The 21,775-nt window shown below is 63.9% G+C and carries 17 protein-coding genes; 7 read left to right on the forward strand and 10 right to left on the reverse strand.

From position 1 onward, the window contains the following. From LH128_RS04640 to ccoN, 7 genes are all read right to left on the reverse strand, one after another. Positions 1-272: heavy-metal-associated domain-containing protein (locus LH128_RS04640; RefSeq protein WP_008828418.1), on the reverse strand; the 272-nt coding region annotated here is incomplete at its 3' end. After that, positions 269-853 carry a FixH family protein gene (locus tag LH128_RS04645; RefSeq protein ID WP_008828419.1) on the reverse strand — a complete coding sequence of 195 codons (585 nt, stop codon included), beginning with the start codon at positions 851-853 and terminating at the stop codon, positions 269-271. The genes LH128_RS04640 and LH128_RS04645, both read right to left, overlap by 4 nt. Beyond that, positions 850-2,301, reverse strand: a complete 1,452-nt coding sequence (gene ccoG, locus LH128_RS04650) for a cytochrome c oxidase accessory protein CcoG (protein ID WP_008828420.1) — start codon at positions 2,299-2,301, stop codon at positions 850-852. The genes LH128_RS04645 and ccoG overlap by 4 nt, the downstream gene beginning before the upstream one ends. A 125-nt stretch (positions 2,302-2,426) precedes the next feature. Continuing rightward, positions 2,427-3,338, reverse strand: a complete 912-nt coding sequence (ccoP, locus tag LH128_RS04655) for a cytochrome-c oxidase, cbb3-type subunit III (protein WP_008828421.1) — start codon at positions 3,336-3,338, stop codon at positions 2,427-2,429. After that, on the reverse strand, positions 3,331-3,513 hold the full coding sequence (locus tag LH128_RS04660; RefSeq protein WP_008828422.1) for a cbb3-type cytochrome c oxidase subunit 3: 183 nt from the start codon (positions 3,511-3,513) through the stop codon (positions 3,331-3,333). Before LH128_RS04660 ends, ccoP begins: the two co-directional genes overlap by 8 nt. Further along, positions 3,510-4,259 (reverse strand): cytochrome-c oxidase, cbb3-type subunit II, encoded by a 750-nt coding sequence (gene ccoO, locus LH128_RS04665; protein ID WP_008828423.1) that lies wholly within the window; start codon positions 4,257-4,259, stop codon positions 3,510-3,512. The genes LH128_RS04660 and ccoO overlap by 4 nt, the downstream gene beginning before the upstream one ends. Before the next feature lie 21 nt (positions 4,260-4,280). Continuing rightward, positions 4,281-5,939: a cytochrome-c oxidase, cbb3-type subunit I gene (gene ccoN / locus LH128_RS04670; RefSeq protein WP_008828424.1), complete on the reverse strand. Its 1,659-nt coding sequence runs from the start codon at positions 5,937-5,939 to the stop codon at positions 4,281-4,283. Between the two features lie 423 nt (positions 5,940-6,362). On the opposite strand from ccoN, the gene LH128_RS04675 reads away from it, so the two are divergent. Continuing rightward, the gene (locus LH128_RS04675) at positions 6,363-7,061 is read left to right on the forward strand and encodes an OmpW/AlkL family protein (RefSeq protein ID WP_008828425.1); all 699 of its coding nucleotides are present in this window, start codon (positions 6,363-6,365) and stop codon (positions 7,059-7,061) included. A gap of 674 nt (positions 7,062-7,735) precedes the next feature. Here the strand turns inward: LH128_RS04675 and LH128_RS04680 are convergent. Next, complete coding sequence (locus LH128_RS04680) at positions 7,736-8,377, reverse strand: hypothetical protein (RefSeq protein WP_008828426.1); 642 nt, start codon at positions 8,375-8,377, stop codon at positions 7,736-7,738. Between the two features lie 117 nt (positions 8,378-8,494). On the opposite strand from LH128_RS04680, the gene LH128_RS04685 reads away from it, so the two are divergent. Further along, on the forward strand, positions 8,495-10,780 hold the full coding sequence (locus tag LH128_RS04685) for an ATP-dependent helicase (protein WP_036524088.1): 2,286 nt from the start codon (positions 8,495-8,497) through the stop codon (positions 10,778-10,780). Positions 10,781-11,031: 251 nt separating this feature from the next. Continuing rightward, positions 11,032-12,471 carry an aromatic ring-hydroxylating oxygenase subunit alpha gene (locus LH128_RS04690; protein WP_008828428.1) on the forward strand — a complete coding sequence of 480 codons (1,440 nt, stop codon included), beginning with the start codon at positions 11,032-11,034 and terminating at the stop codon, positions 12,469-12,471. 515 nt (positions 12,472-12,986) lie between these two features. Here the strand turns inward: LH128_RS04690 and LH128_RS04695 are convergent. Continuing rightward, positions 12,987-13,889, reverse strand: a complete 903-nt coding sequence (locus LH128_RS04695) for an SHOCT domain-containing protein (RefSeq protein WP_008828429.1) — start codon at positions 13,887-13,889, stop codon at positions 12,987-12,989. Positions 13,890-14,137: 248 nt separating this feature from the next. Here LH128_RS04695 and hsdR point away from each other — a divergent pair, with 248 nt between their 5' ends. Genes hsdR through LH128_RS04715 form a run of 4 tightly spaced genes read left to right on the forward strand, consistent with a single transcriptional unit; the run spans position 14,138 to position 20,136 of the window. Next, positions 14,138-16,591, forward strand: a complete 2,454-nt coding sequence (hsdR, locus tag LH128_RS04700; protein ID WP_008828430.1) for an EcoAI/FtnUII family type I restriction enzme subunit R — start codon at positions 14,138-14,140, stop codon at positions 16,589-16,591. A 3-nt stretch (positions 16,592-16,594) separates the two neighbouring features. Next, on the forward strand, positions 16,595-18,052 hold the full coding sequence (locus LH128_RS04705) for a type I restriction-modification system subunit M (protein ID WP_008828431.1): 1,458 nt from the start codon (positions 16,595-16,597) through the stop codon (positions 18,050-18,052). Next, positions 18,049-19,665, forward strand: coding sequence for a restriction endonuclease subunit S (locus tag LH128_RS04710; protein ID WP_008828432.1), 1,617 nt, complete (start codon positions 18,049-18,051; stop codon positions 19,663-19,665). The genes LH128_RS04705 and LH128_RS04710 overlap by 4 nt, the downstream gene beginning before the upstream one ends. A 3-nt stretch (positions 19,666-19,668) precedes the next feature. Beyond that, entirely contained in the window at positions 19,669-20,136 is a 468-nt protein-coding gene (locus LH128_RS04715; RefSeq protein WP_008828433.1) for a DUF6998 domain-containing protein, read from the forward strand. 141 nt (positions 20,137-20,277) lie between these two features. On the opposite strand, the gene LH128_RS04720 is transcribed toward LH128_RS04715, so the two are convergent. Next, complete coding sequence (locus LH128_RS04720; protein WP_172704940.1) at positions 20,278-21,444, reverse strand: hypothetical protein; 1,167 nt, start codon at positions 21,442-21,444, stop codon at positions 20,278-20,280. Positions 21,445-21,775: the final 331 nt, after the last annotated feature.

Genomic DNA, 21,775 nt, shown 5'->3' on the forward strand with positions numbered 1-21,775 from the left:
TCGGCGGCGCGTTCGGCCTCGAAGCCGAGTTTGCGCAGCTCCTCGATCAGCGTTTCGGCATCGAGCGTCTCGGCATGGCTGACGGCGACGCGCTTGGCGGAGAGGTTCACACGCGCCGAAGCCACGCCGGGGACGAGCCCGAGGCCGCGTTCGATCTTGCCGATGCAGCCGGCGCAGCGGATGCCGGGGACGGTGAAGCGGCTGTCGATGCTGGGCGCGGTATCGAGTGCGGTTTCGGCGGGGACCGACGGCGGGGGTGTGATCGCGTTCATGCGCCGATCTCCTGTTCGGTGCGCCATTGGCGGCCATCCGCCTCGATATCGAAGCGCAGGGTCCAGCGGCCTGCGGGCAGCGGCCGGGTGCTGATCCAGTGCCCGCCCTCGCGGCGGAAGGTGAGTGCGGTGTCGGGGAGGCGGCCGAGGGGGTGGCGGGCCACGGCGGTGAGCACTTCCCGTCGTCCCGGACTTGATCCGGGACCGGTGGCTGTCTTTAGGCGCGCGCCATCTGCGGGCGCCTTGCCGGCCGTGGGCGCCTCGCCGGAAGGTGGGCTGGTCATGGCCAGCGGTCCCGGATCAAGTCCGGGACGACGAGGGGTCAGATCCACAACCACCCTGCCCTCGGCCCCGCGCCGCGCTGCCAGCCGCCAGCCCAGCGCCCTCTCCTTCGCCGCTTCATCCAGCCAGCGGTTGAAGTCCTGGCTGGCGACGTAGGAGTTCTCCACCACGATCCCGCCGAAGGTGGTGCTGGCGAGCGTCGCCATCGTCACGTTGACCGCCAGCACCACGCCGAACCCGGCGACGAGGATCGCGGTCATATGCTTTCCGTTGAAAGGCTTGCGGGTCTGCACGGTCATGGGGTCGCCTCCTGCGGCGTGTCGAAGGTCACTTCGGATAGGGCGGTCTCGCGCGCCTCGCCCTCGGCGGTGACGCGGAAGGTGAAGTCCTGCGCGGCGGTTGTCGGCGGGGCGACGACGTAGACGCGCAGAGGCAGCGTAGCGTCGGCGGGGATCGTGCGGGTGAGGGTACGGGCGGCATCGGCGCGGGCGCTGTCGTCGGTCCACATCACCGCGCCGGGGAGACCGACGATGGCGATCTCCATCCTGCGCGGGCGGCCCTCCATGTTGCGCAGGCGCAAGGTGTAGGCGCCCCGCACAGAGCCGTCGCTCAGGAGGATGTACGGCGGGTTGCGATCCTTGGCGACGGTCAGTCCGGTGTGGACGCGGGTGCCAAGCGCGAACAGCAGGGCAAGGCCGATGCCCGCCCAGACCGCAAGATACGCCAGCGTGCGCGGACGCCAGATCAGCTTGAGGTGGCGCGTCGGCGGCTGTCCGGCCTTCTCGCGCTCGCTGTCGTCCAGCGTGGCGTAGTCGATCAGCCCGCGCGGGCGGCCGATGTCCCGCATCACCCGGTCGCAGGCGTCGATGCACAAGGCGCAGGTGATGCAGCCGACTTGCGGGCCCTGGCGGATGTCGATGCCGGTGGGGCAGACGGCGACGCACTGGTTGCAGTCGATGCAGTCGCCGAACACGTCGGGCGCTTTCTGCGACTTCTTGAGGCTGGCGCGCGGTTCGCCGCGGAAGTCCTTGTAGGTGACGGTCAGCGATTTCTCGTCGGTCATCGCGGTCTGGATGCGCGGCCAGGGGCACATGTAGATGCACACCTGTTCGCGCATGAAGCCGCCGAGCACGAAAGTGGTCGCGGTCAGCGTCGCCACGGTGGCATAGGCGACGGGATCGGCGGTGCCGCTCCAGAATTCGGTCCAAAGCGTGGGCGCGTCGGCGAAGTAGTAAATCCACGCGCCGCCGGTGGCGAGGCTGATGGCGAGGTAGATCGCCCACTTCACCAGCCGCCGGGCGATCTTGGCCGGTCCCCACGGGGCTTTGTAGAGCCGCATTCGCGCATTGCGGTCGCCGTCGATCAGGCGGTCGACGTGCTGGAACAGGTCGGTCCAGACGGTCTGCGGGCAGGCATAGCCGCACCACGCCCGCCCCACCGCGCTGGTGACGAGGAACAGGCCGATCCCCGCCATGATGAGCAGGCCCGCGACGAAGTAGAACTCGTGCGGCCAGATCTCGATGCCGAACATGTAGAAGCGGCGGTGGGCGAGGTCGATCAGCACCGCCTGGGTTGGCGCGTAAGGGCCACGGTCCCAGCGCAGCCACGGCGTGACCCAGTAGACCGCGAGGCACAGCGCCATGATCGCCCACTTGATGCGGCGGAACTTGCCGTCGATGCGGCGATTGAAGACCGGTTCGCGCTTTGCGTAGAGCGAGAGCTGGGTCATGTCGGGGGGCTTGTTCATGGTACTTGTCCCGCCTGGGAGTGCTTCCTTTTTCTCCGTCATCCCCGCGAAGGCGGGGACCCATCTCCTGAACTGGCATGTTGCACGGTCATCAGATGGGTTCCCGCCTTCGCGGGAATGACGGGTCAGGGGGTGGCGGCAGCTTCGGGCTCGGGCGCAAGCGCCTGTTCACCCCCGCCCAGCGAGTGGACGTAGGCCGCCAGCATCTTGATCGTCACCGGATCGAGGCGGCCGTTCCACGCGGGCATCACCCCCATGTGCGGCTTGCTGACCTGCGCGACGACATCGTCCTTCGTGCCGCCGTCGAGCCAGATCGCGTCGGTCAGGTTCGGCGCGCCGAACTGGCGGCTGCCCTTGCCTGCGGGGCCATGGCACACGGCGCAGTTGTCGGCGAACAGCTTCGCGCCCTCGGCATTGCCCCGCGCCTTGCCCGAGAGCGAGAGGACATGGCTTGCCACCGCGTCGATCTGCGCCGCCGTCAGCAGGCCATCGCTGCCGAAGTTGGGCATGATCGACTGCCGCGTCGCCTCGTCGCCGGGCTGGCGGATGCCGTGGAGCAACGTCGTCTCGATGGTTTTCAGATCGCCGCCCCAGAGCCAGTCGTCGTCGTTGAGGTTGGGGAAGCCCTTCGACCCCGCCGCGCCGGCGCCGTGGCACTGGACGCAGTTGATCCTAAACGCCGCCGCGCCGCCCGCCACCGCCGCGCGCATCAGTTCGGGGTGCTTCGGCAGCTCCTCGATTCTCATGTCCGCCAGCGCCGCGACTGTCTTCGCGCGGGTGGCGGCGGCGGCCTTCATGTCCTTGTCCAGCTCGCCCCGGCTGGTCCAGCCGAGCGTGCCTTGCGTCGCGCTCGAAAGCATCGGCCACGCCGGATAGACCACGCTGTAGCCCAGCGCGAAGACGATGCAGGCGTAGAAGGTCCAGAGCCACCAGCGCGGCAGCGGGGTGTTGAGTTCCTCGATCCCGTCCCACTCGTGGCCGACGGTTTCCGTGTTCGTGGCTTCGTCGAGGCGTCCTTTTGGATGATGCTCAGCCATCGTTCTCGTCCTTGAAGATCATCGTCGCGGCGGCGTCGTTCTTCGCGCGGTGGCCGGGCCGGAAGGGCCAGGCGATCAGCACGACGAACACCACCAGCATCGCCAGCAGGCCCCAGCTGTCGGCCAGATGCCGCAGCATGTCGTAGGTGGAGTGAGTGCTGAGAGAGAAGGTCATCGGCCCTTCTCCTTCGCCAACTGCTCCTGCGCGGCGGCGGCGTTGACGTCGACCATGGTGCCCAGCACCTGCAGATAGGCGACGAGCGCATCCATCTCGGTCACGCGGCTGGGGTCGCCGTCGAAGTCGCGGATCTGCGCCTTGGGGTAGCGCTTGAGCAGGTCGCCGGGATCGGCTTCCGGGTCGGCCTGCGCGTTGAGGTCGGCCAGCGCACTGGTGATGTCGCGGTCGGTGTAGGGCACGCCCACGCGGCGCAGCGCCGTCAGGTTCGCGGCCGGGTCGGCGACTTGCAGGTCACGCTCGGCGAGGAAGCCGTACTTCGGCATCACCGATTCGGGCACGACGCCTTCGGGGTTCGTCAGGTGCTGGACGTGCCAGCTGTCCGAATACTTGCCGCCCACCCGCGCAAGGTCCGGCCCGGTGCGCTTGGAGCCCCACTGGAACGGATGGTCGTACATCGATTCCGCCGCGAGGCTGTAGTGGCCATAGCGCTCCACCTCGTCGCGGAAGGGGCGGATCATCTGGCTGTGGCAGACGTAGCAGCCCTCGCGCACGTAGATGTCGCGGCCCGCCTGCTCCAGCGGGGTATAGGGGCGCACGCCCTGAACTTTCTCGATGGTGTTGTCGATCCAGAACAGCGGCGCGATCTCGACGATGCCGCCGATGGCGACGACGACCAGCGCGCAGATGCCCAGCAGGGTGATGTTCTTCTCGAGCGTCTTGTGGCGTTCGACGATGGTGGTCATGGTTCTTGTCCCTGTTCGTCGTCAGTTCGCGAGGATCGGGCGGCCAGAAATCGGACGATCCTGCGCCGCGTCGTAGGCGGCATCGCGCAGGGGCTTTTCCTCACGCAGCTTGCCGAGGATCGTGGCCCAGACGTTGACCGTCATGATGACCCCGCCTGCGAGGTAGAGCGCGCCGCCGAAGGCGCGCAGCGCATACATCGGATGGAGCGCCGCCACGGAGTCTGCGAAGGAGTTCACGAGGTAGCCGTCGGCCCCGTATTCGCGCCACATCAGGCCTTGGGTGATGCCCGCCACCCACATGCTGGCGGCGTAGAACACGATCCCCAGCGTCGCGAGCCAGAAGTGCCAGTTCACCATGCGCAGCGAGTAGAGCCGCTCCCGGCCCCACAGGCGCGGCACGAGGTAGTAGATCGCGCCGAAGGTGATCATCCCGTTCCAGCCCAGCGCGCCGGAGTGGACGTGGCCGATCGTCCAGTCGGTATAGTGCGAGAGCGAGTTGACGCTCTTGATGCTCATCACCGGGCCTTCGAAGGTGCTCATGCCGTAGAAGGCCAGCGCCATCACCATCATGCGGATGATCGGATCGGTGCGGACCTTGTCCCAGGCGCCGTTGAGCGTCATCAGGCCGTTGATCATGCCGCCCCAGCTCGGCATCCACAGCATGATCGAGAACACCATGCCCAGCGTCTGCGCCCAGTCGGGCAGCGCGGTGTAGTGCAGGTGGTGCGGCCCCGCCCAGATGTAGAGGAAGATCAGCGACCAGAAGTGGATGATCGACAGTCGGTAGGAATAGACCGGCCGCTCGGCCTGCTTGGGCACGAAGTAGTACATCATGGCCAGGAAGCCGGCGGTCAGGAAGAAGCCCACCGCATTGTGGCCGTACCACCACTGCACCAGCGCCCCCTGCACGCCCGCGAACAGCGGGTAGCTCTTGGAGCCCAGCAGGCTGACAGGCAGGTCGAGGTTGTTGACCACGTGCAGCATCGCCACGGTGACGATGAAGGCAAGGTAGAACCAGTTGGCGACGTAGATGTGCGGCTCGGAGCGCCTGACGATCGTGCCGACGAAGACCGCGAGGTAGCAGACCCACACGATGGTCAGCCACCAGTCGACGTACCATTCGGGCTCGGCGTATTCCTTGCCCTCGCTGATGCCGAGGAGGTAGCCGGTGGCGGCCAGCACGATGAACAGCTGGTAGCCCCAGAACACGAAGCGGGCGAGGCCGGGGAAGGCCAGCCGCGCGCGGCAGGTGCGCTGGACGACGTAGAAGCTCGTCGCGATCAGGGCATTGCCGCCGAACGCGAAGATCACCGCCGACGTGTGCAGCGGACGCACCCGGCCGAAGTTGAGGTAGGGCTCCAGATTGAGCCAGGGCCAGGTCAGCTGCGCGGCGATGAACACGCCCGCGAGGAAGCCCGCCATGCCCCAGAACACCGTGGCGATCATGCCCCAGCGGATCGGGTCGTCGTCATAGCGGCCCTGATCGGGGAAGCGCAGCACGCCGCGGGCGATGCCGTCGTAGTCGGCGCCGCGCAAGGTGAACCACAAGGCGGTCATCGCCGCGATGGCGACGATCCCCATGTGGATGGCGAAGCCCTGATCCACCGCCAGCGCGGAGGCCATCACGGCAAGGAAGAGCACGGCAAGCCACACGCCTGCCCGCGCCAGCACCGAAACCATAAGCTGTCTCTTTTCGAGATGAGTTGCTGATCAGGGTCCGCCTTGGGCGCTGGAGCCGGGAGTCGCATTGACGGGGATCAAAAACCCTCGTCGTTCCGGACCTGATCCGGGACCGCTGGCCGTGAACGGCCCGCCTCGCGGTGCGCGCAGCAGGGGCTTCGACAAGCTCAGCCTGAGCGGTGTTGAGAGGAGAGGTTATCAGTCCCGCTCAGGCTGAGCTTGTCGAAGCCCCCGCCGGGCAGCACGCGCCTAAAGACAGCCACCGGTCCCGGATCAGGTCCGGGACGACGGGGCGACAGCAAAATTCTCCCCGACTTGCGCCCGATCAATTCATCCCGGTTGCATGAAGCGCAAACCGCAAGGGCCGCTCAAGAGGGGGGACATGCATGGTGCAGCCCCGGCGGTCATTCGAAAGACAGCGATATGCGCAAGATCACCCTGCTCGCCGCCGCGCTTGCGGCCACTGCCTTCACCACGCCCGCGATGGCCGGAAGCCCGGACGGCAGGTTTCAGGTCAAGGTGCTGGGCACGGCAGTGCTGCCGGACGGCGGGATCGACAAGGTCAAGTCGATCGATTCGGGCCTTGCCACCACGCTCACCGGCATGGGCGTCACCGACGTCGACGCGAAGGCGAACGACAACGTCGTGCCCACCCTCGCGGTCGAGTATTTCTTCACCAAGGCCGTCTCGGTCGAGACGATCTGCTGCTTCACCCAACATCACGTGGGCGGTGCGGCGGACCTTGCGGGCACGCGGCTTGTCGATCACGTGCTGATCCTGCCCGCGACCGTGACCGCCAAGTACCACCTCGACACCGGCACCCCGATCAAGCCTTATGTCGGCGCCGGCCCCGCGCTGTTCTTCGTGTTCGACGAAAAGCCCGGCGCCACCGCGCAGGCGCTCGGCGTGGACAAGGTGAAGATGTCCAATTCCTTCGGCGTCGCGCTGCAGGCGGGCGTGGACATCGCGCTCGGCCAGAGCGGCTACGGCGTGACGCTCGATGCCAAGAAGTACTTCATCAAGCCGACCGCCAGCTTCTATGCCGATGGGGCGAAGGTGCTGGAAACGAAGCACGACCTCGACCCGTGGGTGCTGAGCGCGGGCCTGTCGTACCGGTTCTGAGCGCGCTCGTCCTTGACAAATATAACCACATGGGTTATATAGCCCAGCATCCGGAGCGGCGAATGATCACGTCGCTCCGGTGTATCGGGTCGGCGTCGTGGGCCGGGATGCGGTTTCAGCCGTAGCTACGCAAACCACGCGTCCGTTCGAAGACCCGGACTGTCTCTGCGCTACCGGAAACGCCGTCCATACGTTCCTGCGACACACGGCAGGACTTGGGACGGCCATCCCGGATAGCCTTCGGCCGATAACGATGCGAACCCTAACGACGGCCACATGGGACTTTCCGATGGAATACAGGTCGAGCCGGGCTGCACCGTGAGTTACCCGGCCGCTCGCCAGAGCTTCACGGAAAACAAAACCCCGCGTCCCTGCTTGGACGCTCCCGACGCCGACCCGATGTTCACTTCGGTTGCGTTGAATTCCCCGGCGTAATGCCCGCACTCGCCAGCGGGCGTTTCCGCGTGCGCTAACTGCACGCACAACCCCGTCATCCCAGCGAAGGCTGGGACCGCTGGTCGTGTAAAGCCCAACCCTCAGCAGGGCGTCCTGACGATAATTGGCCGTAACAGGCCAGCGGTCCCAGCCTTCGCTGGGATGACGGGTTTTGTGGGATGACGGGCTTTGTTTGCAAATTCCTCCCCGAGCTTGTCTCGGGAAGGAATTTACGCGTCCTACTTCCCGCCGCGATTGCGGCAGGCATCGGTCACCGTCTTGCTGCAGACCGGATAGGTCTTGTCCATCGCGGTCGCAGGCGGCGGGGTCAGCGCGCCCTTGTACGGACCGCCCTGATAGGTCTCATCCGCCGGCATCGCCGGGCGCGCGGCCTGGTTCGCGGCTTGCGGATCGGGGACGCCTTCGGTCGGCACGCCCGGTCCCGGAGGGTTGGCCTGCCCCGGAGGCGTCGCAGGCGTCTCGCCCTTGAGCTGCTGCAGCACCGAATTCCAGGCCATCTGCCGCTGTTCGGGTGTCATCTTGTAGATCTGGCCGCGCTGGTCGGCCGTCAGCGCCCAATAGCCCTTTTGCTGATCCATGCTCAGCGTCCAGTAATAGACCTTGTAGTCGTTCGGCCAGCTTTCGTAATCGGACTTCTGCGCCGGGGTCCAGCTGTCGTACGTGGCCTGTTGCTCGGGCGTGAGCGTCGGCGCGGCCGCGCTGGAGGCGGCCGGAGGCGGCATGGCCGGAGCCGGAGCAGATGGCGGCGCGGCGGGCATTTCGGAAGCGGCAGGGGCGGCAGGGTCGCTCTGGGCATGGATGGCGGCGGGGACCACCAACAAGCTGAGGGCAGCAGAGCCGGCGAGCAGAACTTTACGCATTTCTCACTCTCCGTTTATGTCTTCGTTGTGATCGAACGACGAAGCGCACCGGCAATTGTTCCTCCGCTGCGACGAACCGGGCTTGCACCGGGCCATGCCGTTCCCTAGTTGTTCACGGTGAACAACCTGCAAGCCCCCTCCTCTGATCCGCTGATCGACGGCCTCAACGATCCCCAGCGCGAGGCCGTGCTGACCACCGAAGGCCCGGTGCTGATGCTGGCGGGCGCGGGCACCGGCAAGACGGCGGCGCTGACCCGCCGCCTCGCCCATCTCGTACACAGCCGCCTTGCGTGGCCGAGCGAGATCCTGTGCGTCACCTTCACCAACAAGGCCGCGCGCGAGATGCGCGAGCGGGTTGGCCACCTGATCGGCCCGGCGGTGGAGGGCATGCCCTGGCTCGGCACCTTCCACGCCGTCGCCGCCAAGATGCTGCGCCGCCACGCCGAGCTGGTGGGCCTGCAGAGCAACTTCACGATCATCGACACCGACGACCAGCTGCGCCTGCTCAAGCAGCTGATCCAGGCCGAGGGGCTGGACGAGAAGCGCTGGCCCGCGCGCCAGCTGGCGGGCTGCATCGACCGCTGGAAGAACCGCGGCCTGAACCCGCAGGACCTCGACGCCGGAGAGAACGAAAGCTACGCCAACGGCAAGGGCCAGAAGTTCTACAAGCTCTATCAGGACCGGCTGAAGGCGGTGAACGCCTGCGATTTCGGCGACCTGCTGCTGCACATGCTCAACATCCTGCGCACCCACCGCGATGTGCTCGAGCAGTACCAAAACCGCTTCAAGTACGTCATGGTGGACGAATATCAGGACACCAACCAGGTCCAGTACTTGTGGCTACGCCTGATCGCGCAGGGCCGCCAGAACATCTGCGTGGTCGGCGACGACGACCAGTCGATCTATTCCTGGCGCGGCGCCGAAGTGGCCAACATCCTGCGCTTCGAGAAGGACTTCCCCGGCGCCAAGGTCATCAAGCTGGAGCAGAACTACCGCTCCACGCCGCAGATCCTCGCCGCCGCCTCGGGCCTGATCGACGAGAACACCCAGCGCCTCGGCAAGACGCTGTGGACCGAGCGGCACGCGGGCGACAAGGTGCAGGTCGTCGGCGTCTGGGACGGGCCGGAGGAAGCCCGCCGCGTCGGTGACGAGATCGAGCGGCTGGAGCGTCAGGGCGCCCCGCTCGACCAGATCGCCATCCTCGTGCGCGCGCAGTACCAGACGCGCGAATTCGAGGACCGATTCATCTCCATCGGCATGAAGTATCGCATCGTCGGCGGCTTCCGCTTCTACGAACGCGCGGAGATCCGCGACGCGCTGGCATACTTGCGCGTCATCGCCCAGCCCGCCGACGACCTCGCGTTCGAGCGCATCTACAACGCCCCCAAGCGCGGCCTCGGCGCCAGGGCACTGGAGGCGCTGCACCGGCTGGCGCGAAATCGCGGCATCCCGCTGTCGAACGCCGCGATCGAGATCGCCGACACCGACGAACTTCCCGCCCGCGCGCGCAACACCTTCCTCGCGCTGATGCGCGACTTCGCGCGCTGGCGCGACTTGTCCGCCACCGAAGGCCCCGCCGACCTCTTGCGCACCGTGCTCGACGAATGCGGCTACACCGACGCGCTGCAGGCGGAGAAGACCGCCGAGGCCAACGGGCGGCTTGAGAACCTCGTCGAACTGGCGCGCGCGATGGAGGAATACGACAGCCTCGGCGACTTCCTCGAACACGTCAGCCTCGTCATGGACAACGAGAACGCGGCCGAGGAGGAGAAGGTCACGATCATGACCATGCACGGGGCGAAAGGGCTGGAATTCGACAACGTGTTCCTGCCCGGCTGGGAGGAAGGCGTGTTTCCCTCGCAGCGCTCGCTCGACGAAGGCGGCCTCGCCAGCCTGGAGGAGGAGCGCCGCCTCGCCTATGTCGCGATCACGCGGGCGAAGAAGAAGTGCACGATCCTGCATGCGGCCAACCGGCGCATCTATGGCCAGTGGACCAGTTCGATCCCCTCGCGCTTCATCGCCGAACTGCCCGAGGAGCACGTCGATTCCGAGACGACGCTGTCGGGCGGCGCCTCGCTGTGGCGGGCGCAGTGGTCGGAGCACGCCGATCCCTTCGCCGACGTGGCGCGGATGCAACCCTCGCGGATCGTCACGCGCGGCCCCGGCTGGCAGCGCGCTGCCGCCAAGGAATACGACGCCAGCCCCAAGCGCGTGGTCGAAAGCACCCGCTCCGCCGCCAGCTTCGCCGCCAAGCCGCGCTCCGACATCGCCGTGGGCGCGCGCGTCTTCCATGAGAAGTTCGGCTACGGCGCGGTGATGGCGCAGGAAGGCAACAAGCTGGAGATCGAGTTCGAGCAGGCGGGCAACAAGCGCGTGCTCGACAGCTTCGTGAAGCCGGCGTGACGGATTCGTCGTCGCGGACGGCTTGCAGGTGCGCGCTATCGGCGGGGGCTTCGACAAGCTCAGCCTGAGCGGTATCGAGATCAGGTCTTTAAATTCCGCTCAGGCTGAGCTTGTCGAAGCCCCCTCGCCCTCTCGATCGCCTCCAATTACCGCGCCCGCGATTACCGTCAGCCGGGTGGTGATTGCCTCCCGCTCCTCACGCTATACACTGGTTCAATACGAACGAGAGTAACAGCGAGAGGTATTGGGAAGTGCTCAAATCAGCAGACGGCGGCCTGCGGCCGGTGCCGTTCCCGATCGACGATCCCGAACGCATCCCGGTCAAGCGCTACTACGACCCCGAATTCTACCAGGCCGAGCTGGACCACTTGTGGCCCAACGTCTGGCAGATGGCCTGCCGCGAGGAGCAGATTCCCGAGGTCGGCGACTGGATCGAGTACGAGAACGTCGGCAGATCGGTCATCATCGTGCGCACCAGGACCGGCGTGAAGGCCTTCAACAACGCCTGCCGCCACCGCGGCGTACCCTTCGCGGGGGGATCACCACTGGGCTCCTCGCACGCGACGGCGCATGGCAACTGCGCGAAATCGGGCTTCGTCTGTCCCTTCCACGGCTGGCGCTGGAACATGGATGGCGAGAACACCATGGTCTACGGCAAGCACCTGTTCTCCGAGCGCCAGCTGGACGAGGACGACATCAACCTCATCCCCTGCCGCGCCGAAGTCTTCGGCGGCTGCGTATGGATCAACCACGATGACGACGCGCCCTCCGTTCGCGAGAGCATCGGCCCGTTGGCGGAGCGGCTGGAAGCACACAACCTCCACAAGCTGCGCGCGGAGTGGTGCTACGGCACCGTGCTCCCGGCAAACTGGAAGATCGCGATGGAAGCCTTCATGGAAGGCTACCACGTCATGCAGACGCACCCGCAGCTGCAACACGCGGTGCCGACCATGTACAATTCGATGTACGCGATGGCCGACAATCCCAGCCGCGCGCCTATGCTGGCCGACCCCGCGCTGACCCTCGAGGAAAACATCGCCGCGCAGATCAAGAACATGGAACTGCTCAGCGAAGGCATGGCCGGCATGCTCCACGAGAAGGAAGTGGAGATCGCCAGATCGCTCCAGCACGCGACGCAGGGGCTGCCCGAGGACAAGAGCCAGGCCATGATGATGTGGCTGGGCATGGTCATGCACCAGGTCTCGGCCCAGTTGAAGGAACGCGGCGAACCGATTCCCGACCTCATCGCGGTGTCGCAGTCCGACCCGATCAACGCCGTCGAGTTCCTGTTCCCGAACTATTTCCTGCTGCCTTACTTCAGTTCGATGTCGGCCTACCGCATTCGTCCGCTGGGGCCGGAAAGCTGTTTCTTCGAACTGTGGTCACTGACCTTCTTCCCCGAAGGACAGGAGCCCGAGCCCGTCATGGAACCCATCGTGCTTCCATTCGACAGCCAGGACTTCCCGCCGATCCCCCGGCAGGACTACTCCAATATCCCGCTCCAGCAGAAGGGCCTGCACGCCTCGGGCTTCGAGTTCATGCGCCTCTCCAGCCAGGTCGAGGGGCTGATCAGCAATTACCAGCGCATCATCGACGGCTACCTCGCCGGCGTGCCGGGCGAGAAGCTGGCGGCGGCGAACAACAAGCTGGGCGGCAACTTCGACGGGAAGATCGAGGACCTGGGGTTCTGATACCAGAGCACCGCTTGCTTCAAATACCCCTGGTCATCCCCGCGAAGGCGGGGATGACGGGTGCGGGAACGCAAAAAGGCCCCGCAGGCGGAACCTGCGGGGCCTTTTTCATGTCACGATGCGCGAAAGATGGTGAGCCCGACAGGATTCGAACCTGTGACCCGCTGATTAAAAGCCCGGTTTACAGCCTTTTGCAGGCACCCTCAGATGCCCCAAGGCCGCCTAATCTGCAGACTTCCGCCTCAGTCACCTGTCCGAAATACGCCCCTCCGCGCCTCACTGACACGCGGACACCCGCATCAACCCCGGAGGCATAGGAGGGGAGCCCGGTGGGAAACCTGTGGGCGTAAAACCGAAGAATTGCCAACGCGATGTGCTCGCACCGACATTCATTCCAAGTCTCCTGCCGGTCGCCTCGCCCCGCCAGTGAGGAAAGTGAGCCAACGCCCATGTTCGAGCGCATTGAAGGAACATGGCGCGCGCCAGCCAACGCGCGCCAAACCCTCATCTGCCAATCAGCACGATGCGACGTCAACCTCTTCGCGGATTTGGATGTGCCGCACTCGGACCTTTTCCAGCTGTGCCGAAACATCTTCCGGAGGCCCGGCGACGCACGAGAATGCTTCGTAGTCATCCGGTGTGTCGAATTCACCCAGCCCTCGCTCAGCTCGCACAGCCTTGTCCCAACGCTCCAGAGCGCTGCTGACTTGATCGTAGCCCGCGGAGTAGTGGATGCCGAGGAACTGGTTCGAACGTGACCCGGGGTAGGACAAGTCCACCGTAGGGTCCGCTGCATTGCCACACCCCGAGAGACAGCTGGCAATGTAGGTTCCTGAAGGCTGCTTCCTGTGGATCTGGCCATAGGTTGTCGATGGGGTGATTTTCGCACCCTGGACGGTTGGCTGGCAACTCGCCGTGACGTCGGCGTCAATGCTGCTGACGGCATTGCCCTCGACCCCGTAGTCCACGCGGCAACCGCTCACTTCGAAAACGAGTTGGTGCTTCGTCTTCACCTTGGGAACGCCAAGACGTTGCTCCAAGTACGCCGGATTGGCTCCAAGGGCCTCGGGCGAAACTGCAAACTGCAATGCCGCGACAGCACTGTCGCCGCCCGCCTCATCTTCCTTCACAGCTTCGGCCAGACCGCCCTCGCCCGAATCACCCGCCACTGCGCTTGACGATGCAGTCGGCGCGGAAGAGGAAATCGCGCTTGGCGAGCCATGGCCCATTGCGACAATAGCGCCGCCGATCACCACCGCACCCACTCCAGCTGCCACGGCGAACAGTCGCCAGCGCCCAGAGCCACCTTGGTTCTCCCCTGAAATCAGCTTCTGCTTTTCTATCTGGAATTCGGCATCGGTCAGTGCCCCGCCTTCCCGCAGGCTCTGCAGGCGCTCCAATTGTTCGATGTTACTCACCTATCCCCCGTGCGATTCAGGCCAAAAGCCACAACTCACTGTGCTATAGGGAGATTTACCTAAATCTGGATGAAGTTTTTGGAGGATGCGCACAGTACGCCTCGGGAGGAAGGGAATTCCTCAACCTCCTCAACACACCTCTCCTACAGGGTCATCTAGCAGGGACAGTTTCGGACCGTCATGAACGGCTGGCAATTGCCTCCGTGTGCTTCTACCTCTTTGATGCGACTGGGGGTTTTCGGAAAAAGATGAGCAAGCGCACTCTAAGCGAACGGGACGTCTGCACGAAGTTCATCACGCCTGCCCTGCGCAACGCCGGCTGGGACGAGATGCTGCAGATCCGTGAGGAGGTCAGCTTCACCAAGGGCCGCATCATCGTGCGCGGCAAGCTGGTGACGCGCGGCCAAGGCAAGCGCGCCGACTACATCCTGTACCACAAGCCGAACCTGCCCATCGCCATCATAGAGGCCAAGGACAAGACGCATAGCGTCGGCGACGGCATGCAACAGGCGCTCGACTACGCCGAGACCCTCGACATTCCCTTCGTCTTCTCGTCCAACGGCGAAGGCTTCGTCTTCCACGACCGCAGTTCACCCACCGGTGCGGGCGAAGTCACTCTCGAGCTGGACGAATTCCCCTCTCCCGCCGACCTTTGGCAGCGCTACCTTACTTGGAAGAGCCTTTCCCCCGAGGCAGAGGAAGTGGTCCTTCAGGACTACTACGATGACGGCAGCGGCAAAACCCCGCGCTACTACCAAGTGAATGCGGTCAACGCCGCCATCGAGGCCATTGCCAAAGGAGACGACCGCGTCCTCCTCGTCATGGCGACTGGTACGGGTAAGACCTACACGGCATTCCAGATCATCTGGCGCCTGTGGAAGGCGAAGCGCAAGAAGCGCATCCTGTTCCTTGCAGACCGCAACATCCTCGTCGACCAAACTATGGTGAACGATTTCCGGCCCTTCGGCGCCGCGATGGCGAAGCTGTCGTCCAAGTCCAAGACGATCGAGCGAGTCGATGGAAGCACCACTGATGTCGCGCTGGCCGTCGACAAGAAGCGCCGGGTCGACACCGCCTACGAAATCTACCTCGGCCTGTACCAAGCCATCACCGGCCCAGACGACCGGCAAAAGCTCTACCGCGAATTCTCGCCAGACTTCTTCGATCTCATTGTCATCGACGAATGCCACCGTGGCAGCGCAGGCGAGGACTCGGCATGGCGCGAAATCCTGGACTACTTCTCGGATGCCACCCAGATCGGCCTCACGGCGACACCCAAGGAAACCGAATACACCTCCAACATCGCCTACTTCGGCAAGCCGGCCTACACCTACTCCCTGAAGCAGGGCATTCGTGACGGCTTCCTCGCGCCCTACAAGGTCGTCAAGGTTCACGTCGATCATGATGTGTCCGGTTACCGGCCAGAGAAGGGACAACTCGATCGCGACGGTGAGGAGGTAGAGGATCGCCTCTACAACACTAAGGACTTCGATCGAAATCTGGTCATCGACGACCGCACCCGCATCGTGGCCAGCAAGGTCACCGAATTCCTGAAGGAAAGCGGCGACCGGATGCAGAAGACCATCGTGTTCTGCGTCGATCAGGAACACGCGGCTCGGATGCGCCAAGCCCTCATTAACGAGAATCAGGACCTCGTCTCCAAGAACCACCGCTATGTCATGCGCATCACCGGCAACGATCCGGAGGGACAGGCCGAGCTTGGCAACTTCATTGATCCCGAGGTCGCTTACCCCGTGCTCGTCACGACCTCGCGCCTCCTGTCCACCGGAGTGGATGCCCAGACCTGCCGTCTGATCGTGCTCGACCGCGAGGTTGGGTCCATGACTGAATTCAAGCAGATTGTCGGCCGCGGCACCCGTGTGCACGAGGACACCCACAAGTACTATTTCACCCTCATGGATTTCCGCGGGGCGACCAACCACTTCGCCGATCCCGACTTCGATGGCGAGCCCGTACAGATCTACGAACCGGGCGACAAAGACCCCATCGTGCCCCCGGATGACGAGCCGCCTATCGATGACGACGGCAACCGGCTGCCGGACGAGCCCGGCGAAGACGAGGTGATCGTCGACAAGCCGGACGTCACCTTCGATCCGGATGACGTCCGGAAGAAGTCCAAGAAGGTCTACGTCGACGGCATCGGCGCCACCATCGTGGCCGAACGGGTCGAGTACCTCGACGAGAACGGCAAGCTGGTCACTGAGTCTCTGCGCGATTTCACCAAGAAGGCCCTACGCCGTCATTTCGCCAGCCTCGACGATTTCCTGCGCCGCTGGCAAGGCACCGAGCGCAAGCAGGCCATCCTGGACGAACTGGAAGCCGAGGGCCTCTCGCTCGAAATCATCGCTGAAGAACTCGGCAAGGACCTCGATCCCTTCGACCTCATCTGCCATGTCGCCTTCGACGCCAAGCCGCTCACCCGCCGCCAGCGCGTCGACAACGTGCGCCGCCGCGACGTGTTCGGAAAATATGGGGACCAGGCCCGGTCGGTGCTTGATGCCTTGCTGGCAAAGTATCAGGACGAGGGCGTCATCAACCTCGACGACACCAACGTGCTACGCATCTCGCCCTTCACCAACCTCGGAACGCCGCTCCAGCTTATCAAGGCGTTTGGCGGCCGCGAAGGTTTCGAGCATGCCGTGCACGAGCTCCAAGCCGAACTCTATCAGGAAACTGCCTAGTCCATGTCCGTCCGCACTCTCGTCAAATCCATCCAGGACATCATGCGCAAGGACAGCGGCGTCGACGGCGATGCCCAGCGCATCAGTCAGCTGTGCTGGCTGTTCTTCCTGAAGATCATCGACGATCAGGACCAGGAGCTGGAGCTCATGCGGCCGGGCTACCAGTCGCCCGTGCCTGAAAAGTTCCAGTGGCGGACGTGGGCCGCTGATCCCGAGGGCATGACGGGCGAGGACCTACTGGCCTTCGTCAACGGCGAGCTCTTCCCGGCCATGAAGGGCCTTCAACCCTCCGGCCAGAAGGGTGATCGCCGCGTCGTCGTGCGCGAGGTGTTCGAGGATGCCTTCAACTACATGAAATCCGGCCAACTGCTGCGGCAGGTGGTCAACAAGATCAACGACGTCGACTTCAACGACCTGTCCGAGCGCCAGCATTTCGGCGATGTCTACGAGCAGCTCCTGAACGACCTGCAATCGGCCGGCAACTCGGGCGAATACTACACCCCCCGCGCCGTCACCGCGTTCATGGTCGATCGAATCGACCCAAAGCCGGGCGAGGTTCTGTTCGACCCCGCGTGCGGCACCGGTGGCTTCCTCACCTGCTCGATCCGCCACATGCGAGACAAGCATGTGAAGCGCCCCGAGGACGAGGCGCTCATGCAGTCTGGCCTGCGCGCAGTCGAAAAGAAGCCGCTGCCGCACATGCTTTGCGTCACCAACATGCTGCTGCATGGCGTCGAGGACGCCAGCTTCGTCCGGCACGACAACACGCTGGCCCGTCCCTATATCAGCTGGGAGCAGAAGGACCGTGTCGACGTGGTTCTCTCCAACCCACCGTTCGGCGGCAAGGAGGAGGACGGCATCGAGTCCAACTTCCCGCCGCAGTTCCGCACGCGCGAGACGGCCGACCTGTTCCTGGCCCTCATCATCCGCCTGCTGCGTAAAGGTGGCGTCGGCGCCGTGGTGCTGCCGGATGGCTCACTCTTCGGTGAAGGCGTGAAAACGCGCCTCAAGGAGCACCTGCTGGAAGAGTGCAACCTACACACCATCGTCCGCCTGCCCAACAGCGTCTTCAGGCCCTATGCCTCCATCGGCACAAACCTGCTCTTCTTCGAGAAGGGCGAGCCGACCAGCGAGGTCTGGTACTACGAGCATCAGGTGCCCGCCGGCCAGAAGGCCTACTCCATGACCAAGCCGATCCGGCTGGAGCATTTCCAGCCCTGCATGGACTGGTGGGGGGCCGCCGACCGCAAAGGCCGCGTCGAAGGCCGGCAGGCATGGAAGGTCAGCATCGCGGACATCAAGGCCCGCGGCTACAACCTCGACATCAAGAACCCGCACAGCGAGGCCGAGGACCATGGCGATCCAGAGGAGCTGCTCCGGGAACTCGACGTGGTAGAGGCAGAAGCGGCAAACCTGCGCGACCAGCTGAAGGCCATTCTCGCCGAGGCGCTGGCACGATGAACCCAGAACAGTTGCTGGCGCACTACGAGCGCATGGCTGAGGCGCCGGACGTGATCGAGCGCTTGCGCCAGTTCGTTCTGGAGTTGGCCATACGTGGAAAGCTGGTGGCCCAAGACTCTGCCGACAATACTGTTGCCCAGTGCCTCAAGACCATCGGCGCGGTTCCCCTTCCCAACGGCGCCTTCGACATCCCTGAAAACTGGGCATGGGTATCAGTCGGCTCGGTAGCAGATGCCCGGCTAGGTAAGATGCTGGACAAGGCTAAAAACCGAGGCTCGCCGAAGCGGTACCTGCGCAATGTCAATGTGCGGTGGTTTGGGTTCGACTTGAACGACCTCCTCGACATGCCGTTCGAAGATCATGAACTAGCAGAATTTGCGCTTCACTCTGGCGACGTCCTGATCTGCGAGGGCGGCGAACCGGGGCGGGCTGCCGTTTGGCGAGGCTCGTCTGAGGAAATTTACTTCCAGAAAGCCTTGCACCGCGTCAGGTTCGAAAAATTCATTTCGGCGGATTTCTTCGTTTTTGCGCTTCGCGCTAGCGCCGATGATGGCAGGTTGGCAGATAGCTTTACGGGCACGGGCATCAAGCATTTCACCGGGCGGTCTCTGAATACCTATGCATTCCCACTTCCCCCACTCGCCGAGCAGCACCGCATCGTCGCCAAGGTCGACGAGCTCCTGGCGTTGTGCGACCGGCTGGAAGAGGCCCGCAAGGAGCGGGAAGCCGCCCGCGACCGCCTGACAGCGGCCAGCCTCGCCCGCCTGAACGCGCCCGATCCCGATCCGGCCACCTTCACCACCCACGCCCGCTTCGTGCTCGACAATCTCAGCGCCGTCACCACTCGCGCCGACCAGATCAAGCAACTGCGCCAGACGATCCTGAACCTAGCTGTGCGGGGGAAGCTGGTGGAACAGCAGGCTTCAGACGGGCCCGCGGATTGTTTCGATGAGTCGCTAGGCAAATCCATCGAATTGCCATTTCGAATTCCACCCGCGTGGTCTTGGTCCCGCATTTCCTCCCTTGGGAAACTTATGGGTGGGGGAACGCCCGCAAAGTCACGCGATGACTTTTGGAGCGGTAGCATCCCATGGGTGTCGCCCAAGGACATGAAAGTCGACTACCTCTCGGATGCTCAAATGAGTATTACCGAGACAGCGATTTCAAGCTCAGCAGTAAATCTTATCGCCCCCAACAGCCTACTGTTTGTAGTTCGCGGGATGATCCTTGCTCACAGCTTTCCAGTCGCAATTTCCAAAGTTTCTTTGACAATTAATCAAGACATGAAAGCAGTTGTTTTGAAAAATCCGGAAATCGCGGAATACCTGCTTCGAGCATTAAAAGGGCTTAAGCCTGAAATGCTGATGCGCGTCCAGCGATCAAGCCACGGAACGTGCCGAATTGAGGGATCGGACTACAGTGAATTCCTTGTTCCCATTCCCCCACTCACCGAACAACGCCGCATTGTAGAAAGAATAAACGAACTCATGTCTCTGTGCGACCGGCTGGAAGCCAGCCTCGCCACCGGCGACGAAACCCGCCAACGCCTGCTCGAAGCCATCCTGCACGAGGCGCTCGAACCAGCGGAAGTGCGAGAACTGGAACCCGCCTGACCCATGCCTGAAGTCGACTGGGCAGAGGTTCGAACCCTGCTCGACTCCCTCTACGGTTCCGCCGAACGCCTTGAAGCCTTGTTCCCCGGCCGCAAGTTCACGCTCGACGGACACCTCGTGGGCAGCATCGGCGAGGTCATCGCCGCCTACATGTTCGACCTCACCCTGAATCCCGCATCGACCATGGCGCACGACGCCCTGTGCCCCACCGGCCGCCGCGTGGAAATCAAGTTTACTCAAGGCCGAACTGTCGCCATCCGCCACGAACCCGACCATCTCCTCGTCCTCCACCGCACCCGCGGCGCCAACGTCCGCGTCGTCTACAACGGCCCCGGCGCAATGCCATGGACCGCCGCCCGCGCCACCCAAAGCAACGGCCAGCGGCCCATCAGCCTCGCAAAACTCACCCGACTGGATGCCACCATTGCAGCCGGACAACGCCTCCCACTTATCAGGCCCGCGCCGATCTGAAGAGTTTGGAGAGGTAGTATAGCCAGCAAAGCACGACTCACGTGAATTGGCGCACAGGCCGACCGCTCTACAACCTCTCCTACAGGGTTCACCGGACGACAGAGTTTTGGGCTCTCCCTTCCCTCCAATCGATCTGAAAAGTTACATCCCCACAGCCGTCACTTGTTGTGACGAAGCGGCAAAGATCGGGTTGAGGTAGTAGACCATCAGTCCCTTCTGCCGAAGCAACGGTCCATCCCCCACGGCGAGTTCCTCCAGTACCCTCCGGGCAGCGCACCCTCGACCGATGGGGCGCGCATCGAACATGCCAGCTTGCAGCAAGCTGGTCACCGCATGTCGTGCGCCCTCAATCGAAGGCAAGTCGGGAGCGGGACCACGGCCACGTCTGTTGCCCGCAGCAAGGTTCAACAGCGGCAGCAATGCTGTCAGCAAGCCGACAGTGTCCGGCGTCGAGGTCACCGACTGGCGCACGTGCTCGTCCAGCCGTTCTACCTCTCCGACGGCATCTATCGCGAATTGCTTAAGAAGTGCACGAACTCCGCTCGGCTGTTCGGCGCGAGCGCGGTCGCGACCAAGGTTACACACCGCAGTCCTGTGCCGACTGGCCAGTTCGATCCGCACCAAATCCGACCGCTTCGCGTAGACCTTCAACTCATGCTTGGACTTTCCCTGAACCCATCGCAACGTGATCGGCCCATTTCCATCCTCGCACACAGGCGAGTACATTTTGCGGACCGCCTGAACCGCTCCTGTCATCGCCGCATGCTGTACGCGACGAACCACTCCCTCCGCATCATCGGTTTTGATGTCCCTGCACACCTCAGCCGCCTTGATCAAAAACGAATCCCAGCGCCATTCCGCGCCTTCGGGAAGCGCCTGATCGAGCTGGTAGAGGCTTAGTGCCAAGACCTCATCCACAAGGTCCAGCGCCTGATCGAGGAGCTCCGGGATGTCGTCTCTTGCCCCCAGCACGTTGCTGTTTCCATCGAGGCCAACAGGTCCACATCCGTCCTCACCCCCCAGCCGCTCGCGCAACCACTTCTGCGGGTTGATCGTCAGCGCCGTCCGTGCGCTAAGGCGAAGTGGCGAAGCACCGGGCAGAAAGTGCAGGTCGAAAACCGCCTCGCCTAGCCGCGGCCCATCCTCTTCTTCTATGGGGATAGAAACCTGCAAGCGGTTCGTCGTGGTGCCGAAATTCAAAACTTCGAGTCCCTCAACGCTCTCGGCGGCGTGCCGGATGTCTGCCAGCGTCACCGGGAAGTCGGCGATAATTGCGCCGGACAAGCCGAGCCTGATGGCATCGAACATAACGTCGGGCAGTTCAGTTTGGTTGGGATTCTGGTAAGGCATTGTTCATGTACTCTAATTTTTGAGGTCGAGCCCCTGCCTCTCGGGCAACGGGCGTCAGATCACGTCAAAGGTTGGCTAGGTCGACGTCGACCGCTCGCATCGCTTGACCGTCCATTTCGGTCACCTCGCTGCCCAAGCCATCAACCGTGCAGTGAGCCCCGTCACGAAAGCGAACGCCCAGATAGAAGGAAGGCACTCCTGCAGGTTTTCAGGGGTGATTGAGGTAGTAGAGGTGTTTGCCCCGCCGAGGCCGAGCCTCAATGCGTCAAGCGTGAGATTGGGCAGCTCA

The sequence above is a fragment of the Sphingomonas sp. LH128 genome (assembly GCF_000293195.2).
Lineage (GTDB): Bacteria > Pseudomonadota > Alphaproteobacteria > Sphingomonadales > Sphingomonadaceae > Novosphingobium > Novosphingobium resinovorum_A.